The 21206-nt window shown below is 58.7% G+C and carries 18 protein-coding genes; all 18 read left to right on the forward strand.

Going from position 1 to position 21206, the window contains the following annotated elements:
• The first annotated feature begins 100 nt into the window (after positions 1-100).
• The 18 genes from GTU67_RS05030 (at position 101) to repC (ending at position 20768) form a co-directional block, all read left to right on the forward strand.
• Positions 101-355 carry a hypothetical protein gene (locus GTU67_RS05030; protein WP_430458997.1) on the forward strand — a complete coding sequence of 85 codons (255 nt, stop codon included), beginning with the start codon at positions 101-103 and terminating at the stop codon, positions 353-355.
• A 2-nt stretch (positions 356-357) separates the two neighbouring features.
• Complete coding sequence (locus GTU67_RS05035) at positions 358-1680, forward strand: hypothetical protein (RefSeq protein WP_346726980.1); 1323 nt, start codon at positions 358-360, stop codon at positions 1678-1680.
• The gene (locus GTU67_RS05040) at positions 1677-2390 is read left to right on the forward strand and encodes a hypothetical protein (protein WP_185779053.1); all 714 of its coding nucleotides are present in this window, start codon (positions 1677-1679) and stop codon (positions 2388-2390) included. Before GTU67_RS05035 ends, GTU67_RS05040 begins: the two co-directional genes overlap by 4 nt.
• Positions 2387-3082, forward strand: coding sequence for a hypothetical protein (locus GTU67_RS05045; RefSeq protein ID WP_185779054.1), 696 nt, complete (start codon positions 2387-2389; stop codon positions 3080-3082). The genes GTU67_RS05040 and GTU67_RS05045 overlap by 4 nt, the downstream gene beginning before the upstream one ends.
• Position 3083: 1 nt before the next feature.
• Positions 3084-4115 carry a Flp pilus assembly protein CpaB gene (cpaB, locus tag GTU67_RS05050; RefSeq protein WP_185779055.1) on the forward strand — a complete coding sequence of 344 codons (1032 nt, stop codon included), beginning with the start codon at positions 3084-3086 and terminating at the stop codon, positions 4113-4115.
• Between the two features lie 77 nt (positions 4116-4192).
• Entirely contained in the window at positions 4193-5566 is a 1374-nt protein-coding gene (locus GTU67_RS05055) for a type II and III secretion system protein family protein (protein ID WP_249417586.1), read from the forward strand.
• Entirely contained in the window at positions 5566-7341 is a 1776-nt protein-coding gene (locus tag GTU67_RS05060) for a TadA family conjugal transfer-associated ATPase (RefSeq protein ID WP_185779056.1), read from the forward strand. Before GTU67_RS05055 ends, GTU67_RS05060 begins: the two co-directional genes overlap by 1 nt.
• Positions 7341-8183: a type II secretion system F family protein gene (locus GTU67_RS05065; RefSeq protein ID WP_249417587.1), complete on the forward strand. Its 843-nt coding sequence runs from the start codon at positions 7341-7343 to the stop codon at positions 8181-8183. The genes GTU67_RS05060 and GTU67_RS05065 overlap by 1 nt, the downstream gene beginning before the upstream one ends.
• Before the next feature lie 40 nt (positions 8184-8223).
• Entirely contained in the window at positions 8224-9096 is an 873-nt protein-coding gene (locus tag GTU67_RS05070) for a type II secretion system F family protein (RefSeq protein ID WP_185779057.1), read from the forward strand.
• A 12-nt stretch (positions 9097-9108) separates the two neighbouring features.
• On the forward strand, positions 9109-9393 hold the full coding sequence (locus GTU67_RS05075; protein WP_185779058.1) for a DUF192 domain-containing protein: 285 nt from the start codon (positions 9109-9111) through the stop codon (positions 9391-9393).
• 36 nt (positions 9394-9429) lie between these two features.
• Positions 9430-10002, forward strand: a complete 573-nt coding sequence (gene greB, locus GTU67_RS05080; RefSeq protein ID WP_185779059.1) for a transcription elongation factor GreB — start codon at positions 9430-9432, stop codon at positions 10000-10002.
• Between the two features lie 47 nt (positions 10003-10049).
• Complete coding sequence (purL, locus tag GTU67_RS05085) at positions 10050-14084, forward strand: phosphoribosylformylglycinamidine synthase (protein WP_185779060.1); 4035 nt, start codon at positions 10050-10052, stop codon at positions 14082-14084.
• A gap of 42 nt (positions 14085-14126) precedes the next feature.
• Complete coding sequence (gene guaB / locus GTU67_RS05090; RefSeq protein ID WP_185779061.1) at positions 14127-15587, forward strand: IMP dehydrogenase; 1461 nt, start codon at positions 14127-14129, stop codon at positions 15585-15587.
• Between the two features lie 20 nt (positions 15588-15607).
• Positions 15608-17194: a glutamine-hydrolyzing GMP synthase gene (gene guaA / locus GTU67_RS05095; protein ID WP_185779062.1), complete on the forward strand. Its 1587-nt coding sequence runs from the start codon at positions 15608-15610 to the stop codon at positions 17192-17194.
• Positions 17195-17496: 302 nt separating this feature from the next.
• A complete protein-coding gene (locus GTU67_RS05100) occupies positions 17497-18699 on the forward strand; it encodes a tyrosine-type recombinase/integrase (RefSeq protein WP_000954590.1) in 1203 nt (400 codons plus the stop codon).
• A gap of 147 nt (positions 18700-18846) precedes the next feature.
• Positions 18847-19068, forward strand: coding sequence for a helix-turn-helix transcriptional regulator (locus tag GTU67_RS05105; protein WP_001179606.1), 222 nt, complete (start codon positions 18847-18849; stop codon positions 19066-19068).
• A gap of 4 nt (positions 19069-19072) precedes the next feature.
• Complete coding sequence (locus GTU67_RS05110; protein ID WP_001162384.1) at positions 19073-19900, forward strand: helicase RepA family protein; 828 nt, start codon at positions 19073-19075, stop codon at positions 19898-19900.
• Positions 19887-20768, forward strand: a complete 882-nt coding sequence (repC, locus tag GTU67_RS05115) for a replication protein C, IncQ-type (RefSeq protein ID WP_000743064.1) — start codon at positions 19887-19889, stop codon at positions 20766-20768. The genes GTU67_RS05110 and repC overlap by 14 nt, the downstream gene beginning before the upstream one ends.
• Positions 20769-21206 lie beyond the last annotated feature (438 nt).

Raw genomic sequence — 21206 nt, forward strand, 5'->3', positions numbered from 1 at the left:
CCGGACACTTTTCGCCGACTCGGCATTTGCGAATTGTTGGCGCGAGAGCAAACGCCCACACTGACAGTCATCTGATCAAGGGGGCTTTATGAGAATGCGGATGCACAAACAAGCGGGCCAGGGGATGACCGAATACATCATCGTCGTTGCGCTGGTCGCAGTGGCGGCCATCGCGGTCTATCAAACTTTTGGTCAGGTGGTCAGGTCGCAAACCGCCGCGATGGCCAAAGAGCTGGCCGGTGAAGACGGCACGGCCGAGTCGCAAATGGCACAAACGGCCGCGCAGGCAGCGGCGGCGCAAACTGCCGCCAAAAGTCTGAAGTCGTTTACCGGCAATGCCGGCGGCGGGCAGTAAAGGTGTTGCGCGCTGCCTATTCTGTATCGCGCGGTCCGGCGCGCCAGCACGGGCAATCCATGGTCCTGGGGTTGCTGCTGGCCGGTGCGGCGGCATTGGCAATGGTTCGGTACTTTGGGGTAGGGCAGGTTTTGGGCGCGCGGGCCGACCAAACTCACGCGCTCGATGCGGCCGCCTACAGCGGTGCGCTGGTACAGGCGCGAGCCTTGAATTTATTGTCGTTTATTAACAGGGCGCAGGTAGGGCATCAGGTTGCCATGGCGCATTTGGCTACGCTTGGGTCGTGGGCTTTGTTTGGCGGGCACGAAGCCAGGCAATTGGGCCAGGGCAATCCGCCAGCCTATCTTATTGCCATGATGTTCGGCCCGTCGCATGGGGCGGCGTATGCGTCGGCCTCGATGGCCGCCGGGCGCGAAACAACCGCCGCCGGGTTCGGGGCACTGGCACAAGCCTATGCCGCCCACGATCGCCTGGTGCACGACACCTTGTTCAAGGCGCAGCAAGATATCGTCACCAATTTGCGTCGTTCACGCGACGAGGCCATGACCCAGGTGCTCAACCGTAGCTACCCGGACGGGAATTATGCGCTGGACGTGTCCGATGACGGCCTGGATGATTATCTGACCTTGCAGGGCGGGTTGTCGTTGTCGGGTTTCGTGACCGACGTTGTTGCGCGGTTTGCATTTCTTGCCCCTCGCAACGAAACCGCGCGTAATGCCTGGATGTTCAATCCACGCTGCCCCCACTTGCGTCATGAGCTGCGTCGCAGGGGTGAAACCAGGCTTGCTTCAGACGGGCGCTGGGCCGTTACAGACACGCAGTCCTACCATGCGTTGCGATCGAACAAATGGATAGGCTGCTACTACCGCGAATATGCAATGGGGTGGGGCTGGATAGCTGGTCAACAAGCTACCGGGCACGACATGCCCCATGTGCAGAATCCCCCCGACAACTTTGCTGCGCAAGATTTTTGGCGTTGGGTCCAGACGCATACCGACTGGGATATTTTTTCAGGCGCCGCCAACCCTTTGGCAAATTCAAGGGCGGCGGCGCAGCGTCCGCTTTGGTCCATGCGCGGGCTGCCGGGGTACTTCGATGTGCGTCAGGCCGGCCAGTCTAAACCGCTGTATTTCTCGGCGCGTCTTGTGCGCGCAATTGCCTCGGGCGAACGCATGCACACCTATAGCGCCGCCGAAACCTACTTTCAGCGGCCGCAGGCGCGTGCAGATCGCAGGCTCGAGCGACAGAATCTGTTCAACCCGTATTGGCAAGCGCGGTTGGCGATCAGCCCGGCATTACGTCATAACACTCAGGTGGGGTCATGAGGCGGCCCACAACACGGGCGCGCGGTCAGGCACTTGCCGAGGGGGTGGTGGTGCTGGTCGTGCTGTGCGGCCTGTGGGCGGCATCAACCTGGTTGTTTCGGCTGCAAGATATGGCCTTGCAGGTTTCGCATGCCAGTCGTTCTGTTGCCTTTGCGGCCACACGGGGTGGCAGTTTGTTTGCGGCTACCGACCAGGTACGTGAGCGTTACTTTTCCGGTCCGTCGCACCAATGGCGTACTCGTTCAGGCGTGTCGTGGCTGCGTGCGGGTCGCTCCGAACTGTCGGTCGATATCGATACCTTGCCGGTGTTGTCGCCCTACGCTCAACCTGGCGCTGGGGCGCATGGTGCCGGGGTACTGGCCGCATCACTGGGTGTGGGTGATCGGGTATTGACCGAAGCCGTTGTGCAGTTGCAGCCACGGGCGCTGGATACGGGCACCGCCCCGTTGTTGATAGGCAAACAGTCTATTTTGGTGGGGGCGGGTCATGCCGCTGATGACGTCGGTGTGCTGCATCGGGTGGGTTCATCTGCGGCGGCGTGGTCGGTGGCAGCCGGTAGCTCAGTGGCGACGGGGCAAGCGCTCGCGTCGGTGCTTGCGCCACTCGATAGGGGGTGGTCGCGCACAGCGCCCGACTTTGACTGGTTATCACCCTGGCAGGGCGATGTGCCCGCCATGCACCTTGATTCTTCAGGCGGGAGCCCCGGATGATGTCTCCAAATTTTGTTATGCGGTGGGCGTTTGCCGGGTGCATGTTGTGGGCGACATCGCCGGTGCAGGCCGGCGCCGATGTCATGCGGGTATTTGAGCGTTTGGCTGCACCCGATATGGTGTGGGAACCTATAGAACAGTCGACGCTTGCGGGACAGCCAGTGTATTGGCGGATGTTCTCGGTTACCGGGCCGCTCATGGAAGTCGCTGCTCGCCTGAGCCAGTTCTCCAGCGTGTTTCAGCGCGCGTTGGTATTGCGTCACAAGGTGGTGTTGTCTGGTGTGGCGGGTCGCAAGCATTGGGTGGCCGATCTTACGACAACGCCCGACGGTATCAAGGGTGTGTTGTCTATGATGCTGCTCTCGGGTAAACCGTCTGTCGGGCAGCGGGCCGCCGTCTTGCCCTGGCTGTCGCAATGGGCGCAATCCCGCTACAGTCAAACTACGCATTCGGCGATGGCAACGACAACCCACGAGGTGTATAGCGCGTCAATGCCGCCTGCGACGCTGCGTCGGCTGATGCGCGAAAGTTTGCAAAAAGAAGGTTGGACGGCGTTGTCTGCAGCGTCGGCCGGAAGCCTCGAGCGATGGCGTAAACAGAGCGTCAAGCTTTTGTTCTCAACATATGAGGCGGGGGCCGGCACAACGATTTTCTTGCATGCTGCCGAGCCTGTCCGGGTGGGGGGCGGCTGATATGCAGCTATTCGCGCGTCGCCTGCCGGTTGCCGGGCGCACTTTGGCGGTGTGGGGACTGGCACTGGCTTCGGGGGTGTTTGCCGCATTGGCGGCTCAGCGCCATCTCGACCAAAAAGTACGCCAGCTCGAGGCGGCAGCGTCTGTTCCAACCGTTGGTCGTATCGTGGCAGCGTTCGATTTACCGGCAGGCACCTTGCTTGACACCAGTCATCTGGCCACGCGCCAGTATCCTCGCGCGCTGGTGTCCAGCGATTCCATGCCGCCCGAGCGGGTCTCTTACGTGGTGGGGCAGGTCTTGACGGTTGCGCTCAAGGCGGGCGATGCCATCGGGGCGGCCCACACGCGCGGCGCAGGTCCGCCACCGTTTTCCAGTCAGCTTGGGGTAGGCCGCAGGGCAATTACCATGCCGGTCGATGCTATCAATGCCGTCGCTGGCCTGCTTAAGCCGGGCGACCTTATCGACTTGTATGTCTCGTTCGATTACCAGCGTCGGCGGATTACGGCGCCCCTGTTGCAAGGGGTGCAAGTATTGGCAACGGGGCTAGACACCATGGCCGCCGACGGTCAGCCCCTCCGGGCGGATTCGGGCGGCTTTGCTACGGTCACCCTCGATACCTCGCCCGAAGATGCCGTCAAGTTGGTGGCCGCGCGTCAGGGGGGCGTGATTACATCTGTCCTGAGGCGATCCGACGACGCCCATTCGAGCCGGAAGGCGGTACGAGGCGATCTGGCCAGTCTGCTGGGTGTGGCTCGCCCCCCACCCTTGAATTTGCGCCCGAAGCGGGCGCCGGTCATCTACGGCAGTACCGGAAAGTTGACTTTGCCGGGGCTGAACCCGCTGGCGCCGGCGGTCCGCCAGGAGAGTGGGGTGTTCGATCTTCCTGCCCGGCCCCGTCTGGTGCGTGTGTCGCCTGAAGCGTCGCCCGGCTTTGCACCGGGTCATGAGACCGGTCAGCATGTTGAAGACGATACTTACGATGCTGAAGATGGTGCCGGTGAACCGCAAGCAGCAGACGGAGAGACCCAATGAATTGTGGTTTTAGCCCTCAGTTATTCGTCCGCATTGTCAAGGCGTTCGCGCGGCAATGCTTTGCATCGATTTTGGCCATGCTTGTTTCGTTTATGGCTGTCGGGCCTATTCAGGCGCAAACCGAGCAGTTACTTCAGATGCAGGCCGGCGAGGTGAGGGTATTGGCCCTACCCGACGTGGCGCGAGTGGCGGTGGGTGACGGCCATGTGGTCAATGCCATCACCACCGAAGAAAAGGAAGTGATTGTTTTTGCGCGCAACGAAGGTTCAAGCGCTGTGCAGATATGGACGTCGCAAGGTTTGCGATACCGATATCAGGTCGAAGTAGCCCCCGAGGGGGCCCGGCAGACCCAGGCCGAGCTTGAATCTGTGCTTCAGCGAATTCCGAATGCAAAAGTGTCGGTGGTGGGTGACAAACTGCTTGTCGAGGGCAGCGATTTGTCGGATGCCGACCGAAAGCGTGTAGAGACACTGACAAAACGCTACCCGCAATTGGTTGATTTCACGAGCAGTATCGGCTGGGATCGCATGGTGCTGCTGGATGTGCAGGTGGTTGAGGTACCCAAAAGTCAATTGCGCGAACTGGGTGTCAGATGGGATACCGAATCGGTTGGGGGTGCCGGAATGGGCGTGGCCTGGGAGGGGGCGTCGCGCGGCATTGAAATGCGTCCGGCCGAGGCTCCGCTGGCCTTGCCGTTTCCGGCTGGTATTGCGGCGGGTTACTTTGGTGCTAACGCCTTGCTGTCGGCAAAAATAAAGTTGCTGGCCCAAACCGGCGATGCCGTGGTTCTGGCACAGCCGCAGTTACTGGCGCGCAGCGGTGCAACAGCCGAGTTCCTGGCCGGTGGTGAAGTACCGTATTCCACTGTCGACGCTCGCGGCAATACTAATACGTCTTTCAAGCCTTACGGCGTTTCATTGCGTATTACACCTCAAGTCGAGGCCAATGGGGCGATCCGGTCCCGAATGGAGGTCGAGGTCAGCTCCATAGACACCGCCTTGTCGATCCCTACAGGCCCGTCGCTTAAAACGCGTCGGGCATCTACCGAATTCAATGTGCGCTCCGGGCAGACCCTTGTACTTGCGGGTTTTATTTCTCGGGAGCTTTCCAGCAACGTCAGCAAGGTGCCCGGGCTGGGCGATATCCCGGTGCTTGGCGAGCTTTTCAGGTCCGAGCGCTTTCAGCGCCAGGAAACCGAGCTTGCCATATTTGTCACGCCCATGGTGGTGGATGCCGAAAATCCTGATCTGATCGATCGTATCCGGCGCTCATCGGTTGCGCTTGATGCCGCCTTTGATGGCGCGCCCCGCATCAATACGCCTGTCCGTTCTGCAGTCTCTTTACCTGCGTTAGTTGACGGCGGCGATCGGCAGGCGTGGCAGCCTTACGATGGGCCGGGTTCGCAATGGTCAGGCACTGCTGCCGTGCCGCATAGAAAAGAGGCGCCGTAATGTTGACGTTGTCGTTGCACTACGAAGACGGGCAGACGGCAGTTGAGCAATTTGCTTTGCCGTTGGCGATAGGGCGCGATGCCGACTGCGGTCTGCGCATCAAAGCGTGGCGCGTGGCAAAAAAGCACGCCCGTATCGAAATGCGGGCGGGCAAGTTGTTTCTTGAGGACTTGGGTTCACTGGCCGGAACAGCCTTGAATGGTCGGCGGGTCATTCAACATACTGCGCTGGTTGCCGGTGACGAACTCGTAGTCGGCCCTTGTCTGATCAGAGTTCAAGGCGAAATGTTTGACGACACGCCTGCGTCGTCCCCTCCCGAAGAAGGGGCCGACGTTACTGTCGATGGGGCGACGGCTTCAGCGACAGGCACAACAGCTTCGATAGACAGTGCAAATACTGGCGCCCCCGCAATGGACGACGATACGCTGTTCAGTGCGGCGCAACAGGCAAAAGCCCTGTCTTTAAGAGTGGGGTTTCATCAGGCCCTGATTAAAGAGTTTGACCTGCGTCGTCGCGATATTGCCGCGTTAAGCGATGAGGATTTGCGCGCTGAGGCCCGGCGGGTGGTGCATCGGCTGGTGCACGAGGACAACCGGCTTCCCGAATGGATGGATACGGCCGCGCTGATTACCGAGGTCGTGAATGAGGCCGTTGGGTTGGGGCCGCTGGAGCCGTTGCTGGCTGACGCCACTATTACAGAGATTATGGTCAACCGGTACGACGAAATTTATACCGAGTCGGCGGGTCAACTGCGGCGGCATCCGGCTATGTTCAGTAGCGAGCAGGCCGTGCTTGAAGTTATTGACCGCATCGTGGCGCCGTTGGGCCGTCGTGTCGATGAAAGCGTGCCAATGGTGGATGCCCGACTTAAAGACGGTTCGCGCGTTAATGCCGTGATACCGCCAGTGGCGTTGCGGGGTGCCAGTTTGACCATACGCAAATTTCCGGCACGCCGGCCCACCATGTCTGATTTGCTTGATGTCGGGGCGCTGGACCCGCATATGGCCGCATTTTTAGCGTTGTGTGTCGAGCACCGAAAAAATATTCTGGTGTCCGGCGGGACTGGGTCTGGCAAGACGACGTTGCTGAACGTGCTCTCCAACTGTATTCCCAAAGGCGAACGGGTTGTCACGATTGAAGACGCCGCCGAGCTGCAGCTGACGCATCCACATCGGGTCACACTCGAAGCACGACCGGCCAACCTCGAGGGCCGGGGGCGCATCGATATTCGAGATCTGGTGCGCAACGCGTTGCGGATGCGGCCTGACCGGATTGTGGTGGGCGAGTGCCGGGGTGCAGAAGCCTTTGATATGCTGGCCGCCATGAATACGGGGCACGAAGGTTCGTTAACCACGCTTCATGCCAATAGCCCGCGCGATGCCCTGGCGCGCCTTGAAACCATGATCTTGATGGCCGGCATGGACTTGCCCCTGACTGCAGTCAGGGAGCATATCGCCGCAAGTATTGATTTGATTGTTCAACAAGCGCGGTTGGCCTCGGGACAACGACTGATTACCGCTATTGTCGAAATAGGGGGTACCGAGAGCGGGCGCATTCTGTCGCAAACACTATTTCAGTTCGAGCCTGAGGACCCGGCTTGCTTCCGCGGTTGCGGCGTTTTGCCAGAATCATTGTCGTTGTCGCTGCTGGGGCAGGCGGGATTGGGCCCCGACACCTTTGGCCAGCACACGCCGTGGCGGCCTTCGTCGGCGGCATTCGCTGTTGATCGGGCCGCTTGCGCGAATAACGGGACGACACCGGTAGGGTTGATTTAATGATGGGCCTATTTGCCTTCACGTTGCTGGCGGTCGCGTTACTTGCGCGCCTGGCGCAACAGGCCTTGATTGTGGCTTACGGCCGTTATCGCGCTATTTTTACCGATCAGGCCGATGTCCGGTTGGCCGAAGTGTTTTTGTTTCTCGACGCGCGTCAGTTATGGGTCGTCAATCTGGTGTTCTGTGCCGTCGTGGTGCTTCTTGTCGGTTTGCTGTCTTCCAATATTGTGTTGGCGCTGTTGTTAGGTGCGGGCGCATTGGGTGTCCCGCCGCTACTGGCCAGGCGGGCGCGCAAACGCAGGTTGTCCCGATTCGACGCCCAGTTGCCCGACTTGTTGCTGGCGCTTGCGGGGGCGCTGCGGGCGGGTTCTGGCGTCCAATCTGCGTTGCGGCAAGTCGTTTCGGGGTTTGCGCCACCATTGTCGCAAGAACTGGGTTTAATGCTGCGCGAGCAGCGCATGGGGCGAGCCTTCGACGAGGCCCTGGGCGGCTTGTCTTTTCGCATGCCCACCGAAAGCACGCGCCTGGTGGTTTCTGCATTGACCATTGCCATGCATAACGGCGGCAATCTGGCTGAAACACTCGAGCGCATTGCGTTTACCCTGCGATCTCGGTTGCATTTGCTGGGGCGCATCGACGCCCTGACGGCACAGGGGCGTATGCAAGCCTGGGTGATGGCCGGGTTGCCACTGTTGCTGGGTGCGGCGCTGCATTATCTTGAGCCCCAGGCCATGGCGCAGCTTTGGGAAAGTGCCATGGGTTGGGCGTTGATCGTTATTGTTCTTGTGCTCGAGGTGGCCGGTGTGCTGTTGATCCGTCGTATCGTCAACATCGAGGTGTAGTGGGCGTTCTGTCCAGGGTGGGTGTGTCACAGGAGGGGGTATGTTCTGGCTCAGCGTAATGGCTGCGGGTATCAGTCTGTCTTGTCTGTTGTGGTTGGCTGTTCGGCCTTGGGCGCAGTATCGCTGCGTTGCCTCATCGCAAGCGCGTGGCGGGTTGTTGCGTGCAGTCTGGCCCTGGGTTCAGGCGCTGGCGTTGGTCTGTCGACCTTTTATTACCTGGGCCCGGCGTCGGCAGCTAAGCCAGCTCGTCAACCTTGCAGCATGGCCCGACGACTGGCTGCCGGAACATGTCGTCGCGCTCCAGGCGTTGTGTTTCATTGGCGGCGCGGCGGTATCGGTGTTGGTGCTTTTTCAGTATGCAGGTGCCGGGTGGCCTGTATCGTTTGGTGGTGCTCTGGTCGCCGGCGGTATGCTGGCCTGTTTACCCGTTCAACACTTGCGTCGCCGTGCAAAAGAACGGCAACTTGGCATGCTGCGTGAGTTTCCGTTCATGCTTGATATGACCACATTGTGTGTTGAAGCCGGCTTAAATTTGCAAGGGGCGTTGATTCAGGCCGCGACGCATGGCCCGCAAGGCGCCCTGATGTCAGAGCTGCGCCGTGCGCAATCCGATATGCGCGCCGGGATGCCGCGTATTGCCGCGCTGAAATTATTTGCGGCTCGTACAGGCCTGACCGAAGTTCAGCAGTGGGTGATGGCCATGGAGCAGGCCGATAACCTGGGTATGAGCCTGGGCCCCATTTTGCGGGCGCAGTCTGAACAACGACGCAATGAACGTTTTTTGCGCGCCGAAAAGCTTGCCTTGCAGGCGCCGGTAAAAATGCTTTTCCCCATGGTGGTGTGCATTTTCCCGTGCACGTTTCTTGTGATTGCATTTCCTATTCTGGTAAAGCTTTTGTCTACCGATTTTTAACGGCGAAAAAATATGGTCGTTGATCTTGCAACCTCGTGGTTCGCGCGCTTGTTGGGGGTGTGGCGCTGCGGTATTCCCGGGCGGGGGCGGGCCCTGTGGCTTTACCCGTGCTGCTCGGTGCATACGTTTGGTTTGTCGTGCGCCATCGACGTCATCTATTTCGACAAACAAATGCGCCCGCTAAAGTACGTGCAGGGCTTAAAACCCTGGCGCGTCAGTGTGTGTTTGCGGGCGCGTTCTGTGCTCGAATTACCCGCAGGCACATTACAACGGGCGCGCCGTTCGTGTTTACAATGATCAGGTGCTGTCATCCTTTTACGCCTTTGGCCTCCCATGAGCAAAGCCTTCACCAAAGAAACCGACAACGACGACGATGACGACCTTGGCCCCGAGGCCGTGCCGTTGCCCAAGGGCACCAAAAATTACATGACGGTGCAGGGGTATCAACGTCTGCGTGCCGAGCTGGCCCACTTAATGACAGTCGAACGACCCGAGGTGGTGCAGGTGGTGTCGTGGGCCGCGTCCAATGGCGACCGCTCTGAAAACGGCGACTACCTGTACGGTAAAAAGCGTCTGCGCGAAATCGACCGGCGCATGCGGTTTTTAACCAAGCGGCTTGAGCAGGCCGAAGTGGTTGACCCGTCGTTGCAGCCCAACCGCGATCAGGTGTTTTTTGGGGCAACGGTGTTGTATTGCGACAAAGCCGGCGAAGACCACCGGGTCACCATTGTGGGCGTTGACGAGGCCGAGCCCCTGCAGGGCAAAATCAGCTGGATTTCGCCGGTGGCGCGGGCGCTTATTAAGGCCCGAGAGGGCGACACCATTACCTTGCGCACCCCCGCAGGGGTCGACGAGCTGGACATTATCGAGGTGTCTTACCCCGAGCCGGGCCAGCACACGGTTTAAAAGGCTAAAATGATGGATTGTCTCCCCATCATTTAGCGCGTCCCACCGTGAACTCTATCCAGCATTTCCTCGGCTCCTCTGTTCTGTCTGCTTTTCGTCGCGAGCGTCTGCTCCAGAAATTTTCCCAGCTAAAACTGCCAGTGGCCGATATTCAGGGCCGCTACGAGCATTTTGTCTGGACTGAAGCCGGGTTCTCGCAGCCCGACGCCGACCGCCTGGCCCAGTTGCTCGATTACGGCACGGCAGACCCGGCAGCCAAAGAAGACAAGCACACGCTGGTGCTGCGCGTCATTCCCCGTTTGGGTACGGTTTCGCCGTGGGCCAGCAAGGCCACCGACATCGCTCACAACTGCGGTCTGGCCGCTGTGCGCCGCATCGAGCGCGGGGTTCGCTATACCGTTCAGCCGTCGCGCGGCCTTTTGGGGGTGGCGTCTGTTTCGCCCGAACAGTTGGCGCAAATTGCCGCGTGCCTGCACGACCGCATGACCGAAACCGTGGTCGACGCCGCCTTCGATGGCCAGGCGCTGTTTGCGTCTTTGCCCGGCAAGCCCATGCAAACTATCGATGTTATCGGTCAAGGTCGTGCCGCGCTCGATTCGGCCAACCAGCAGTTGGGTTTGGCGTTGTCCGAAGACGAAATCGAATACCTTGAACAGTCGTTCACCGGTTTGGGGCGCAACCCCACCGATGTCGAGCTAATGATGTTCGCGCAGGCCAACAGCGAGCACTGCCGCCACAAAATTTTCAATGCTCAATGGGTGATCGACGGTCAGGCCCAGCCCAATACGCTGTTCGGCATGATTCGCGCCACCCACGCCGCCCAGCCGCAAGGCACAGTAGTGGCTTATTCTGACAATGCCGCCATTATGGCGGGCGGCCCGGCCACCTTGTTTTATGCCGGCCAGGGCGAGCACGCCGGGGCTACAGCTTACGGCCATCATCAGGCTACCGTGCACACCCTCATGAAGGTTGAAACGCATAACCACCCGACGGCAATTGCGCCGTTTCCGGGGGCGTCTACCGGCGCCGGGGGCGAAATCCGCGACGAAGGCGCGACAGGCCGGGGCTCCAAGCCCAAAGCGGGTTTAACCGGCTTTACCGTGTCCAACCTGCGTTTCGACGATGCGCTCGAACCCTGGGAAGTCGATTCCCACGGTATGCCCGATCGCATCGCCAGTCCGCTCGACATCATGGTCGAAGGCCCGCTGGGCGGCGCTGCATTTAATAACGAGTTTGGTCGCCCCAATCTGGCGGGTTACTTCCGTACTTTTGAGCAAACTGCTGGTGGCAAGCGTTGGGGTTATCACAAGCCCATCATGATCGCGGGTGGTTTGGGCAGCATCGAAGACGGCCTGACGCATAAAGATCCGATCCCGCCCGGGGCATTGCTCATTCAGTTGGGTGGCCCGGGGATGCGTATTGGTATGGGGGGTAGCGCGGCGTCCAGCATGAGCGTGGGCACCAATACCGCCGAGCTTGATTTTGACTCGGTCCAGCGGGGCAACCCCGAGATCGAACGTCGGGCTCAAGAAGTCATTGACCGCTGCTGGCAGCAGGGCGCGCAAAATCCTGTGCTGGCCATCCACGACGTTGGCGCGGGCGGGTTGTCCAATGCCTTCCCCGAACTCGTCAACGACGCGGGCCGTGGCGCAATTTTTGAACTTACCCAGGTTCACCTCGAAGAATCGGGGCTGTCGGCTGCCGAAATCTGGAGCAATGAAGCGCAAGAACGTTATGTGCTGGCGATTTTGCCGCAAGACTTGGCCCGCTTCGATGTTATTGCCCGTCGCGAACGTTGCCCCTACGCGGTTGTGGGTGTGGCCACAGAAGAACGCCAATTACGTGTCACGCTGGGCGAAGGTCTGCCCGGCGTTACCGACTTGACCCCCAAAGACGAAACCCGTCCGGTCGATGTTCCCATTGACGTCATTTTGGGCAAGCCGCCGCGCATGACGCGCGATGTGCAGCGCCTTGAAAGTGTTGCCGAGCCCGTCGATTTGCCGCTAATTGCATTGCCCGAGGCCATCGAACGCGTATTGCGCCACCCGACGGTGGCCAACAAAACCTTTCTAATTACCATTGGTGACCGCAGTGTTGGCGGGCTAAACAGCCGCGATCAGATGGTGGGCCCGTGGCAAGTGCCGGTGGCCGATTGCGCCGTTACCCTGACCGATTTCGAATCGACCGACGGGCAGGCAATGGCCATGGGCGAGCGCACCCCATTGGCCATGATCGACCCCGCCGCATCGGGCCGTATGGCTATTACCGAAGCGCTGACCAATTTGGTGGCGGCCGATGTGCGGTCGCTGAAAGACATTAAATTGTCGGCCAACTGGATGGCCGCTTGCGGTGTGCCCGGGCAAGATGCGTCGCTGTACGACACGGTGTCGGCGGTCAGCCAGTGGTGTCAGCAGCTCGATTTATCCATCCCGGTTGGTAAAGACTCACTGTCCATGCGCACCACCTGGTCCGAGAACGGCGCTTCGCGCGAAGTCATTTCGCCGGTATCTCTTATTGTGACGGGCTTTGCGCCCGTGGCCGATGTACGTAAAACACTAACGCCGCAGTTGCGTACCGATGTCGGCGCGACAGCCTTGATTCTTATCGATCTGGGGCAAGGGCGTCAGCGCATGGGCGGGTCGGTACTTGCTCACGCGTTCAATCAGGTGGGCGACAGCACGCCCGACGTCGAAGATCCAGCCGCTGTCCGCGCGTTCTTCGAGGCGATTCGAGAACTGGCCGATGCCGGCCACATTCTGGCCTACCACGACCGTTCCGATGGCGGGCTTTTGGCCACCGTCTGCGAAATGGCGTTTGCCGGCCACACCGGGGTATCGATCAACCTCGATATGCTGACCATCGACCCGGTGGCCGCTGACTGGGGCGATTACAAAATCCGCCCCGAGCAAATGGCAGTGCAGCGCGACGAAATCACCCTCAAGGCGTTGTTTAACGAAGAAGCCGGTGCGGTTATCCAGGTGCCGCTCGAGCAGCGCAATACCGTATTGCAAGCCCTGCGCGAAAAAGGCCTGTCGGCGCATTCGCATGTCGTGGGTTCGTTAAATACACAAGAAGAAATTCAGGTGTTCCGCGATGGCAAGTGCGTGTACCAGCGCCCTTGGCGCGAACTGGCCCAGCAATGGAGCGAGGTCAGCCGCCGCATTATGGCGCGCCGCGACAACCCGGCGTGCGCGCAAGCCGAATACGACGTTTGGGCCAACACGCAAGACCCAGGCTTTACCCCCAAAGTAGGCTTTGACCCTCAAGCAGATATTGCCGCGCCCTTTATTGCCAAGGGTGCCCGCCCGCGTATGGCCATTTTGCGTGAGCAAGGCTGCAACAGTCAGGTAGAAATGGCCTGGGCGTTCGACAAGGCCGGCTTCGAAGCGTGGGACGTTCACATGACCGACCTGCTGTCGGGTCGCGTGCGCCTTGATGACGTGCAAGGCCTGGTTGCCGTGGGCGGTTTCAGTTACGGCGACGTATTGGGCGCCGGCGAAGGCTGGGCGCGTACCATCCGTTTCAATGCCCAACTGGCTGACCAGTTCGCAGCGTTTTTTGGCCGCAGCGATACCTTTGCGTTGGGGGTGTGCAATGGTTGCCAGATGATGGCGGCTTTGGCCGGCATGATTCCAGGCGCTCAGCATTGGCCGCGTTTTACGCGCAACCAGTCCGAAAAATACGAAGCCCGTTTGTCGATGGTCGAGATCCCCGATTCGCCGTCGTTGTTCTTTAAGGGCATGGCTGGTATGCAGGCGCCCATTGCTGTGGCGCACGGCGAAGGCTTTGCCAATTTTGCTGCACAAGGCGATGCCGCCCAGGTAATCGCGGCCATGCGCTATGTCGAGAACACTGGTAAGCCGACTGAAACCTACCCGTACAACCCCAACGGCAGCGCCAACGGCTTGGCCGGCGTTACCACGGCCGATGGCCGCTTCACCATCATGATGCCGCACCCCGAGCGGGTTACGCGCAATGTCATGATGTCGTGGGCGCCCGAGCGCTGGGGGCAGGCCGATGCGGGCGGTGAGTTCAGCCCCTGGTTGCATATGTTCCGCAATGCCCGCGTTTGGTTGGGCTAAGGCTTACATCGTATAATCTTGCTTTGCACACGGAGTAATTGAATGCGTCTCATCAAAAAAGCGCTAACCTTCGACGATGTGTTGTTAGTCCCGGCCTTTTCACAGGTCCTGCCTCGCGATACTTCCCTTGCCACCCAATTTACGCGCGACATCAGCCTGAACATCCCGCTGGTGTCTGCTGCCATGGATACCGTAACCGAATCGCGCCTGGCCATTGCCATGGCCCAGGAAGGCGGCATCGGTATCATCCATAAAAACCTCACGGCCGACCGCCAGGCTCAGGAAGTGGCCCGCGTCAAACGTCACGAGTTCGGTATTGTTATTGACCCGGTAACGGTCACGCCCACCATGAAAGTGCGCGACGCTATTGCGTTGCAGCGCCAACATGGCATTTCTGGTCTGCCCGTTGTCGAGGGCGGTAAAGTGGTTGGCATCGTCACCAACCGCGACCTGCGCTTCGAAGATCGCCTCGATGTCCCATTGCGCGACGTCATGACGTCTCAAGAACGCCTTGTCACGATGAAAGAAGGCGCCACGCTTGAAGAAGCTCAGTCGCTGATGCACAAGCATCGCCTCGAGCGCGTTCTTATCGTCAACGAAAACTTCCAGTTGCGTGGTTTGGCAACGGTTAAAGACATCGTCAAGAACACAGAACATCCTTATGCCTGCAAAGACGGCCAGGGCCAATTGCGTGTTGGCGCTGCAGTGGGTGTGGGCGAGGGCACTGAAGAGCGCGTCGAAAAACTGGCGGCTGCCGGTGTTGACGTTATCGTTGTTGATACCGCCCATGGCCACTCGGCCGGCGTTATTGAACGCGTGCGCTGGGTCAAAAAGAACTACCCCAAAATTCAGGTCGTGGGCGGTAACATTGCCACCGCTGCTGCCGCACTGGCATTGGCCGAAGCCGGCGCCGACGCGGTCAAGGTCGGTATTGGCCCCGGGTCTATTTGCACGACACGTATCGTGGCCGGTGTCGGCGTGCCGCAAATCACGGCTATTGCCGACGTTGCCGACGCGCTTAAAGGTTCGGGCATTCCACTTATTGCCGACGGCGGTATCCGTTATTCGGGCGACGTGTCCAAGGCCCTGGCGGCCGGCGCATCGGCCTGCATGATGGGCGGCATGTTTGCCGGTACTGAAGAAGCGCCGGGCGAAGTCGTGCTGTTCCAGGGCCGTTCGTACAAGTCGTATCGCGGTATGGGCAGCGTTGGCGCCATGACAGACGGCTCGGCCGACCGCTACTTCCAAGACCCGTCCAACAATGCCGATAAACTCGTTCCCGAAGGCATCGAAGGTCGCGTTCCCTACAAGGGCAGCGTCATCGCCATTATTTACCAGTTGGTGGGCGGTATCCGGGCATCTATGGGCTATGTCGGTTGTGCGTCTATCCCGCACATGCACGAAAAAGCCGAGTTCGTAGAAATTACCTCGGCCGGTGTGCGCGAGTCCCACGTTCACGACGTTCAAATTACCAAAGAAGCGCCTAACTACCGCGCCGACTAAGCGGCCTTAAATATCCCATCATGCATCAGCGTATCCTCATTCTCGATTACGGTTCACAAGTCACCCAGCTTATTGCGCGTCGCGTGCGCGAAGCCGGGGTCTACTGCGAAATTCATTCAGGCGACGTCGACGACGCCTTCCTGAAGTCGCAGCCAGGTCTTAAAGGCATTATTTTGTCGGGCAGCCATGCTTCGGCCTACCACGAAGAGTCCCTTAAAGTACCTGCGGCCGCATTCGAAATGGGGGTGCCTGTGCTGGGTATTTGCTACGGTATGCAGGCCATGGCCTTGCAACTGGGTGGCAAAGTCGAGTTCTCCGATCATCGCGAATTCGGTTACGCCGAAGTACGGGCTCGGGGCCACACGCGTCTGCTAGATGGCCTTGAAGACTTCACCACGCCCGAAGGCCATGGCATGCTCAAGGTCTGGATGAGCCATGGCGACAAGGTTACCGAATTGCCGCCCGGGTTCAAACTTATGGCGTCTACCGAGTCATGTCCCATTGCAGGTATGGCCGACGAAGCCCGCAATTTTTATGCGGTGCAGTTTCACCCCGAAGTTACCCACACCACGCAAGGCCCGGCCATGTTGTCGCGCTTTGTGCGCGAAATTTGCGGTTGTGAAGGCGACTGGAACATGCCCGACTACGTACAAGAGGCGGTTCAGGCCATTCGTGACCAGGTCGGTTCCGACGAAGTCATTCTGGGTTTGTCGGGCGGGGTTGACTCGTCTGTCGCCGCCGCACTTATCCATAAGGCCATTGGCGACCAGCTCACCTGTGTGTTTGTCGACCACGGCTTGTTGCGCCTGAACGAAGGCCAGCAGGTCATGCAAACATTTGGCGAGCATTTCGGCATGAAAATCATTCATGTCGACGCTACCGAACAATTCATGGGCAAGCTGGCCGGCGTGTCCGACCCAGAAGCTAAACGCAAAATCATTGGTAAAGAATTCGTTGAAGTCTTCCAGGCCGAGGCCGCCAAGCTGAGCAATGCACGCTGGCTCGCCCAGGGCACAATTTACCCCGACGTCATTGAGTCGGCCGGGGCCAAAACAGGTAAAGCCGTTGCCATTAAGTCGCACCACAATGTGGGTGGCCTGCCCGAAACGCTTAACCTTAAATTGCTCGAACCGCTGCGCGAGCTGTTCAAAGACGAAGTGCGCAAGCTGGGCGTTGCCCTGGGCTTGCCGCCCGCCATGGTGTACCGTCATCCATTCCCCGGCCCGGGCCTGGGCGTGCGCATTCTGGGCGAAGTCAAAAAAGAATACGCCGACTTATTACGTCGCGCCGATGCCATCTTCATCGAAGAGCTGCGCAAAACCGAAGACCCGATCAGCGGCCAAAACTGGTATGACCTCACTTCACAAGCCTTTGCCGTTTTCTTGCCAGTCAAGTCAGTCGGCGTCATGGGTGACGGCCGTACCTACGACTACGTCGTTGCCCTGCGTGCCGTACAAACGTCCGACTTCATGACCGCCGACTGGGCCGAGCTGCCCTATGCGTTGCTTAAAAAGGTCTCCAGCCGCATCATCAATGAAGTGCGCGGTATCAACCGGGTAACCTACGACGTCTCCAGCAAACCACCGGCGACAATTGAGTGGGAATGATCCCGCGTCTGGCATGGTCAGGCACATAATGGCATCAAAAGCCGCAAAGCCCGCGTCATTGCGGGCTTTTTTGTTTGTGTTTGGCACGATCTGGCAACGGGAGGAAGCGCCAAGCACCGTTTGAGCATGGCATTAAAGCTGGTATTATGGTTTGGCGATGCCATGATTGATGCCGATACCATGCTGCGTTCTTTTGTGTGTTCATGGTATTAATATTCTATAAGTTACTGTTTCGTAAGAAAAAATACGATAAATTCGAGATTTTTTCAGCATGGTATCGGAGACGAAGAAGGACAAGGTACATGCTGACCGATACCAAGCTGCGCAATCTCAAGCCCAGGGACAAACTCTACAAAGTGAATGACCGGGAAGGTCTCTATGTGGCAGTGACTCCAGCCGGCTCCATCTCGTTCCGTTACAACTACTCAATCAACGGTCGGCAGGAGACCATCACCTTTGGGCGTTATGGTGTCGGTGGCATCACCCTGGCCGAAGCCCGCGAGCTGTTGGGTGACGCCAAGAAGATGGTTGCGGCGGGCAAGTCGCCGGCCAAGGAGAAAGCCCGAGACAAGGCGCGGGTGAAAGATGCAGAGACGTTCGGTGCCTGGGCGGAGAAGTGGCTGCGTGGCTACCAGATGGCCGACTCCACCCGCGATATGCGCCGCTCGGTTTATGAGCGTGAGCTGAAGCCGAAATTCAGCAATCAGAAGCTGGTGGAGATCACCCACGAAGACTTGCGGGCGCTGGCTGATGCCATTGTTGAGCGAGGCGCACCGGCCACCGCCGTTCATGTGCGTGAAATCGTGTTGCAGGTATTTCGCTGGGCCATCGAGCGTGGGCAGAAGGTCGAAAACCCGGCAGAACTGGTGCGCCCAACAAGCATCGCTCGATTCGAGCCACGTGACCGAGCGTTGACGCCAGAAGAAATTGGGCTGATGTACCAGTACATGGAGCGAGTGGGCACAAGCCCAACAAACCGTGCGGCGGCCAAGCTGTTATTGCTGACGATGGTGCGCAAGAGCGAGCTGACCAATGCGACCTGGAGCGAGATCAATTTCAGCGAAGCGTTGTGGACGATTCCAAAGGAGCGGATGAAACGCCGTAACCCGCACCTGGTATTTCTGTCCCAGCAGGCTCTGGATATTTTCATTGCCATGAAAACCTTTGCCGGTGGTTCCGACTTCGTTTTGCCATCACGGTACGACTCGGATGCGCCGATGAGCGCTGCCACACTTAACCAGGTGCTGACGCTGACTTACAAGGCGGCGCAGAAAGATGGGAAGTCACTTACCAAGTTCGGACCGCATGATTTGCGGCGCACAGCCAGCACGCTGTTGCATGAGGCCGGCTACAACACCGACTGGATCGAGAAGTGCCTGGCGCACGAGCAGAAGGGCGTGAGGGCTGTCTACAACAAGGCTGAGTACCGCGAGCAGCGGGCGGCGATGTTGCAGGATTGGGCCGATATGATTGATGAGTGGACTTCGGGAGGCAGTAAGGGTTGATGTTTTTGCTATCTTTGATAGCATTGAAGTTGATGCCGTGAATTTATAAATAAGGCCGCCATTGGCATCGGGCAGGTCAATTACCGATTAGCTGCTTCGCGCAGCTACTCGATGAATAGCAACTATTCATTTGAGAGGTATTGACCCATGCAAAATATAAAGACCCTCATCAACAGGAAGAAGCTCCTGGAGATGATCCCGCTTTCGACACGAACAATTTATAACCTGGAGCAGCGAGGGGATTTTCCACGCCGTATCGCGTTAACCAGTAGAAATGTCGCCTGGGATTTGTCAGAGGTCGAAGAGTGGATTGAGGCACGTAAATCATCGGGTGATCAAGCTGCGCGACCTGGCCCTATAGAGGGCTAGTTATATGGCTCTTGATCTTATGGCGGCTTTCACGGAATTGCCGCCACCCATTGATTATGTTCTGCCTAATATGGTTGCTGGCACTGTTGGTGCTCTTGTGTCGCCTGGTGGGGCTGGTAAATCCATGTTGGCCCTTCAATTGGCTGCACAGATTGCAGGCGGGCCTGATTTACTTGAAATAGGCGAGTTTCCCACCGGGCAAGTGGTCTATCTGCCTGCTGAAGATCCACCGGCCGCTATTCACCATCGTCTGCACGCCCTTGGGGCACACCTCAGCGCAGCGGAACGGCAAGCCGTGGCTGATGGTTTGCTCATTGAACCCTTGATCGGTAAATGCCCAAACATCATGGCTGCTAGCTGGTTCGATGCTCTCAAACGAGCCGCTGAAGGTCGTCGCTTGATGATCTTGGACACTTTGCGGCGCTTCCACATTGAGGAGGAGAACGCTAGCGGGCCGATGGCGCAGGTTGTTGGGCACATGGAGGCCATAGCCGCTGATACAGGCTGCTCCATTGTGTTTCTGCACCACGCGAGTAAAAGCGCAGCCATGATGGGGTCGGGCGATCAACAGCAGGCCAGTCGTGGATCGTCCGTACTGGTTGATAACATCCGTTGGCAATCGTACCTATCCGGCATGACGCAAGGCGAGGCCGAGATACTGGGGGTCGATGATTGTCAGCGTGGGTATTTTGTCCGCTTTGGCGTCAGCAAGGCCAACTATGGCGCACCTTTTCAAGAACTCTGGTTTAGACGGCACGACGGCGGCGTGTTGAAGCCTGCTGTACTGGAGCGGCAGTGCAAGGTGAAAAGGAGACAGCGTGAAGAAGCCTAAGCATGACCTGACCCACGTCCGACATGATCCCGCGCACTGTTTGGCACCTGGCCTGTTCCGCAGCCTCAAGCGTGGCGATCGCAAACGCTGCAAGCTGGACGTGACCTACACCTTTGGCGAGGACGAATCCATGCGTTTCGTCGGATTCGAACCTCTCGGGGCCGATGATATGCGTCTTTTGCAAGGCATCGTGGCCCTTGGCGGCCCGAACGGCATCTTGCTAACCCCGGAACCGACCAGTGAGACGGGGCGACAGCTACGGCTATTCCTTGAACCCCGTTTCGAAGCCATTGAGCAAGACGGCTTGGTGGTTCGTGAGAGCCTGACCAAACTGCTCTCAGAAACGGGCATGACGGATAGCGGCGACAACATCAAGGCGCTCAAAGCCAGCCTGCTGCGCATGTCGAACGTCACCATCCTTGTGACGAAGGGACGGCGGCAAGCCGCGTTCCACCTGATGAGTCATGCTTTTGACGAGACGGACGGCAGGCTATGGGTTGCCCTGAATCCGCGTATTGCCGAAGCGATCCTGGGGCATCGTCCATATGCCCGTATCGACATGGCGGAAGTGCGGGTGCTACAGACTGATCCGGCACGGCTGATGCACCAACGGCTATGCGGCTGGATCGACCCCGGCAAATCCGGGCGCGTGGAACTGGACACGCTTTGCGGCTATGTCTGGCCAGATGAAGCCAATGCCGAAGCTATGAAAAAACGCCGTCAGACTGCCCGGAAGGCACTGGCCGAACTTGCCGCCGTGGGTTGGGTAGTGAACGAATACGCCAAGGGAAAATGGGAGATCAAGAGGCCTGGCCCCACGGCAACTGCACCCGTTTACCGTCGTAACGTTCCCTTGTTACCGTCGTAACGCTCCCCTTCTGCCGTCGTAACGTTCCCCGTCCCAATTTGGAAAACCCAGACGGTGCGCTGCTTTGCGGGCAGTTTGGGAAATCCATCCAAGATTATCTAAAGATAATCCATCATGCGCGGTGCAGCTCGCGCCTTGAGGGCGCGTTCTGACCTTGCCAATAAAGCCCTGGCGGGCTTTATCAATCGGCCATAGGCCGATGGTTTAACGCCAAGAAGAGAAGGCGGCTTCAGTGGCCGCTGAAACGCCTTGTGAGAGGGGAAAACAACCCGGAGTCCCTTATTCCATGAGCTGAAGCAGAATCTGCGTCTAACGGTGCTGGAGGGCCGCTGTGTGCACTTGTAGTTATCTGTACTGAAACCTTGGCTCGAAACGTGAAATGGCTAAGCAGTGCCCATTCGTTCGGTAAGAATAATAAGAAGATTATTATTCTTATTA

Source organism: Pusillimonas minor, assembly GCF_014237865.1.
GTDB lineage: Bacteria > Pseudomonadota > Gammaproteobacteria > Burkholderiales > Burkholderiaceae_B > Neopusillimonas > Neopusillimonas minor.

What these genes read in the sequence shown, in the direction of transcription:
- GTU67_RS05070 (WP_185779057.1), top strand. Translation starts at nt 8,224, where the DNA reads ATGTTCTGGCTCAGCGTAATGGCTGCGGGTATCAGTCTGTCTTGTCTG.
- GTU67_RS05075 (WP_185779058.1), top strand. Translation starts at nt 9,109, where the DNA reads ATGGTCGTTGATCTTGCAACCTCGTGGTTCGCGCGCTTGTTGGGGGTG.
- GTU67_RS05105 (WP_001179606.1), top strand. Translation starts at nt 18,847, where the DNA reads ATGCAAAATATAAAGACCCTCATCAACAGGAAGAAGCTCCTGGAGATG.
- GTU67_RS05110 (WP_001162384.1), top strand. Translation starts at nt 19,073, where the DNA reads ATGGCTCTTGATCTTATGGCGGCTTTCACGGAATTGCCGCCACCCATT.
- GTU67_RS05060 (WP_185779056.1), top strand. Translation starts at nt 5,566, where the DNA reads ATGTTGACGTTGTCGTTGCACTACGAAGACGGGCAGACGGCAGTTGAG.
- GTU67_RS05055 (WP_249417586.1), top strand. Translation starts at nt 4,193, where the DNA reads ATGCTTGTTTCGTTTATGGCTGTCGGGCCTATTCAGGCGCAAACCGAG.
- guaB (WP_185779061.1), top strand. Translation starts at nt 14,127, where the DNA reads ATGCGTCTCATCAAAAAAGCGCTAACCTTCGACGATGTGTTGTTAGTC.
- GTU67_RS05045 (WP_185779054.1), top strand. Translation starts at nt 2,387, where the DNA reads ATGATGTCTCCAAATTTTGTTATGCGGTGGGCGTTTGCCGGGTGCATG.
- GTU67_RS05030 (WP_430458997.1), top strand. Translation starts at nt 101, where the DNA reads ATGCACAAACAAGCGGGCCAGGGGATGACCGAATACATCATCGTCGTT.
- GTU67_RS05040 (WP_185779053.1), top strand. Translation starts at nt 1,677, where the DNA reads ATGAGGCGGCCCACAACACGGGCGCGCGGTCAGGCACTTGCCGAGGGG.
- GTU67_RS05100 (WP_000954590.1), top strand. Translation starts at nt 17,497, where the DNA reads ATGCTGACCGATACCAAGCTGCGCAATCTCAAGCCCAGGGACAAACTC.
- cpaB (WP_185779055.1), top strand. Translation starts at nt 3,084, where the DNA reads ATGCAGCTATTCGCGCGTCGCCTGCCGGTTGCCGGGCGCACTTTGGCG.
- GTU67_RS05065 (WP_249417587.1), top strand. Translation starts at nt 7,341, where the DNA reads ATGATGGGCCTATTTGCCTTCACGTTGCTGGCGGTCGCGTTACTTGCG.
- greB (WP_185779059.1), top strand. Translation starts at nt 9,430, where the DNA reads ATGAGCAAAGCCTTCACCAAAGAAACCGACAACGACGACGATGACGAC.
- guaA (WP_185779062.1), top strand. Translation starts at nt 15,608, where the DNA reads ATGCATCAGCGTATCCTCATTCTCGATTACGGTTCACAAGTCACCCAG.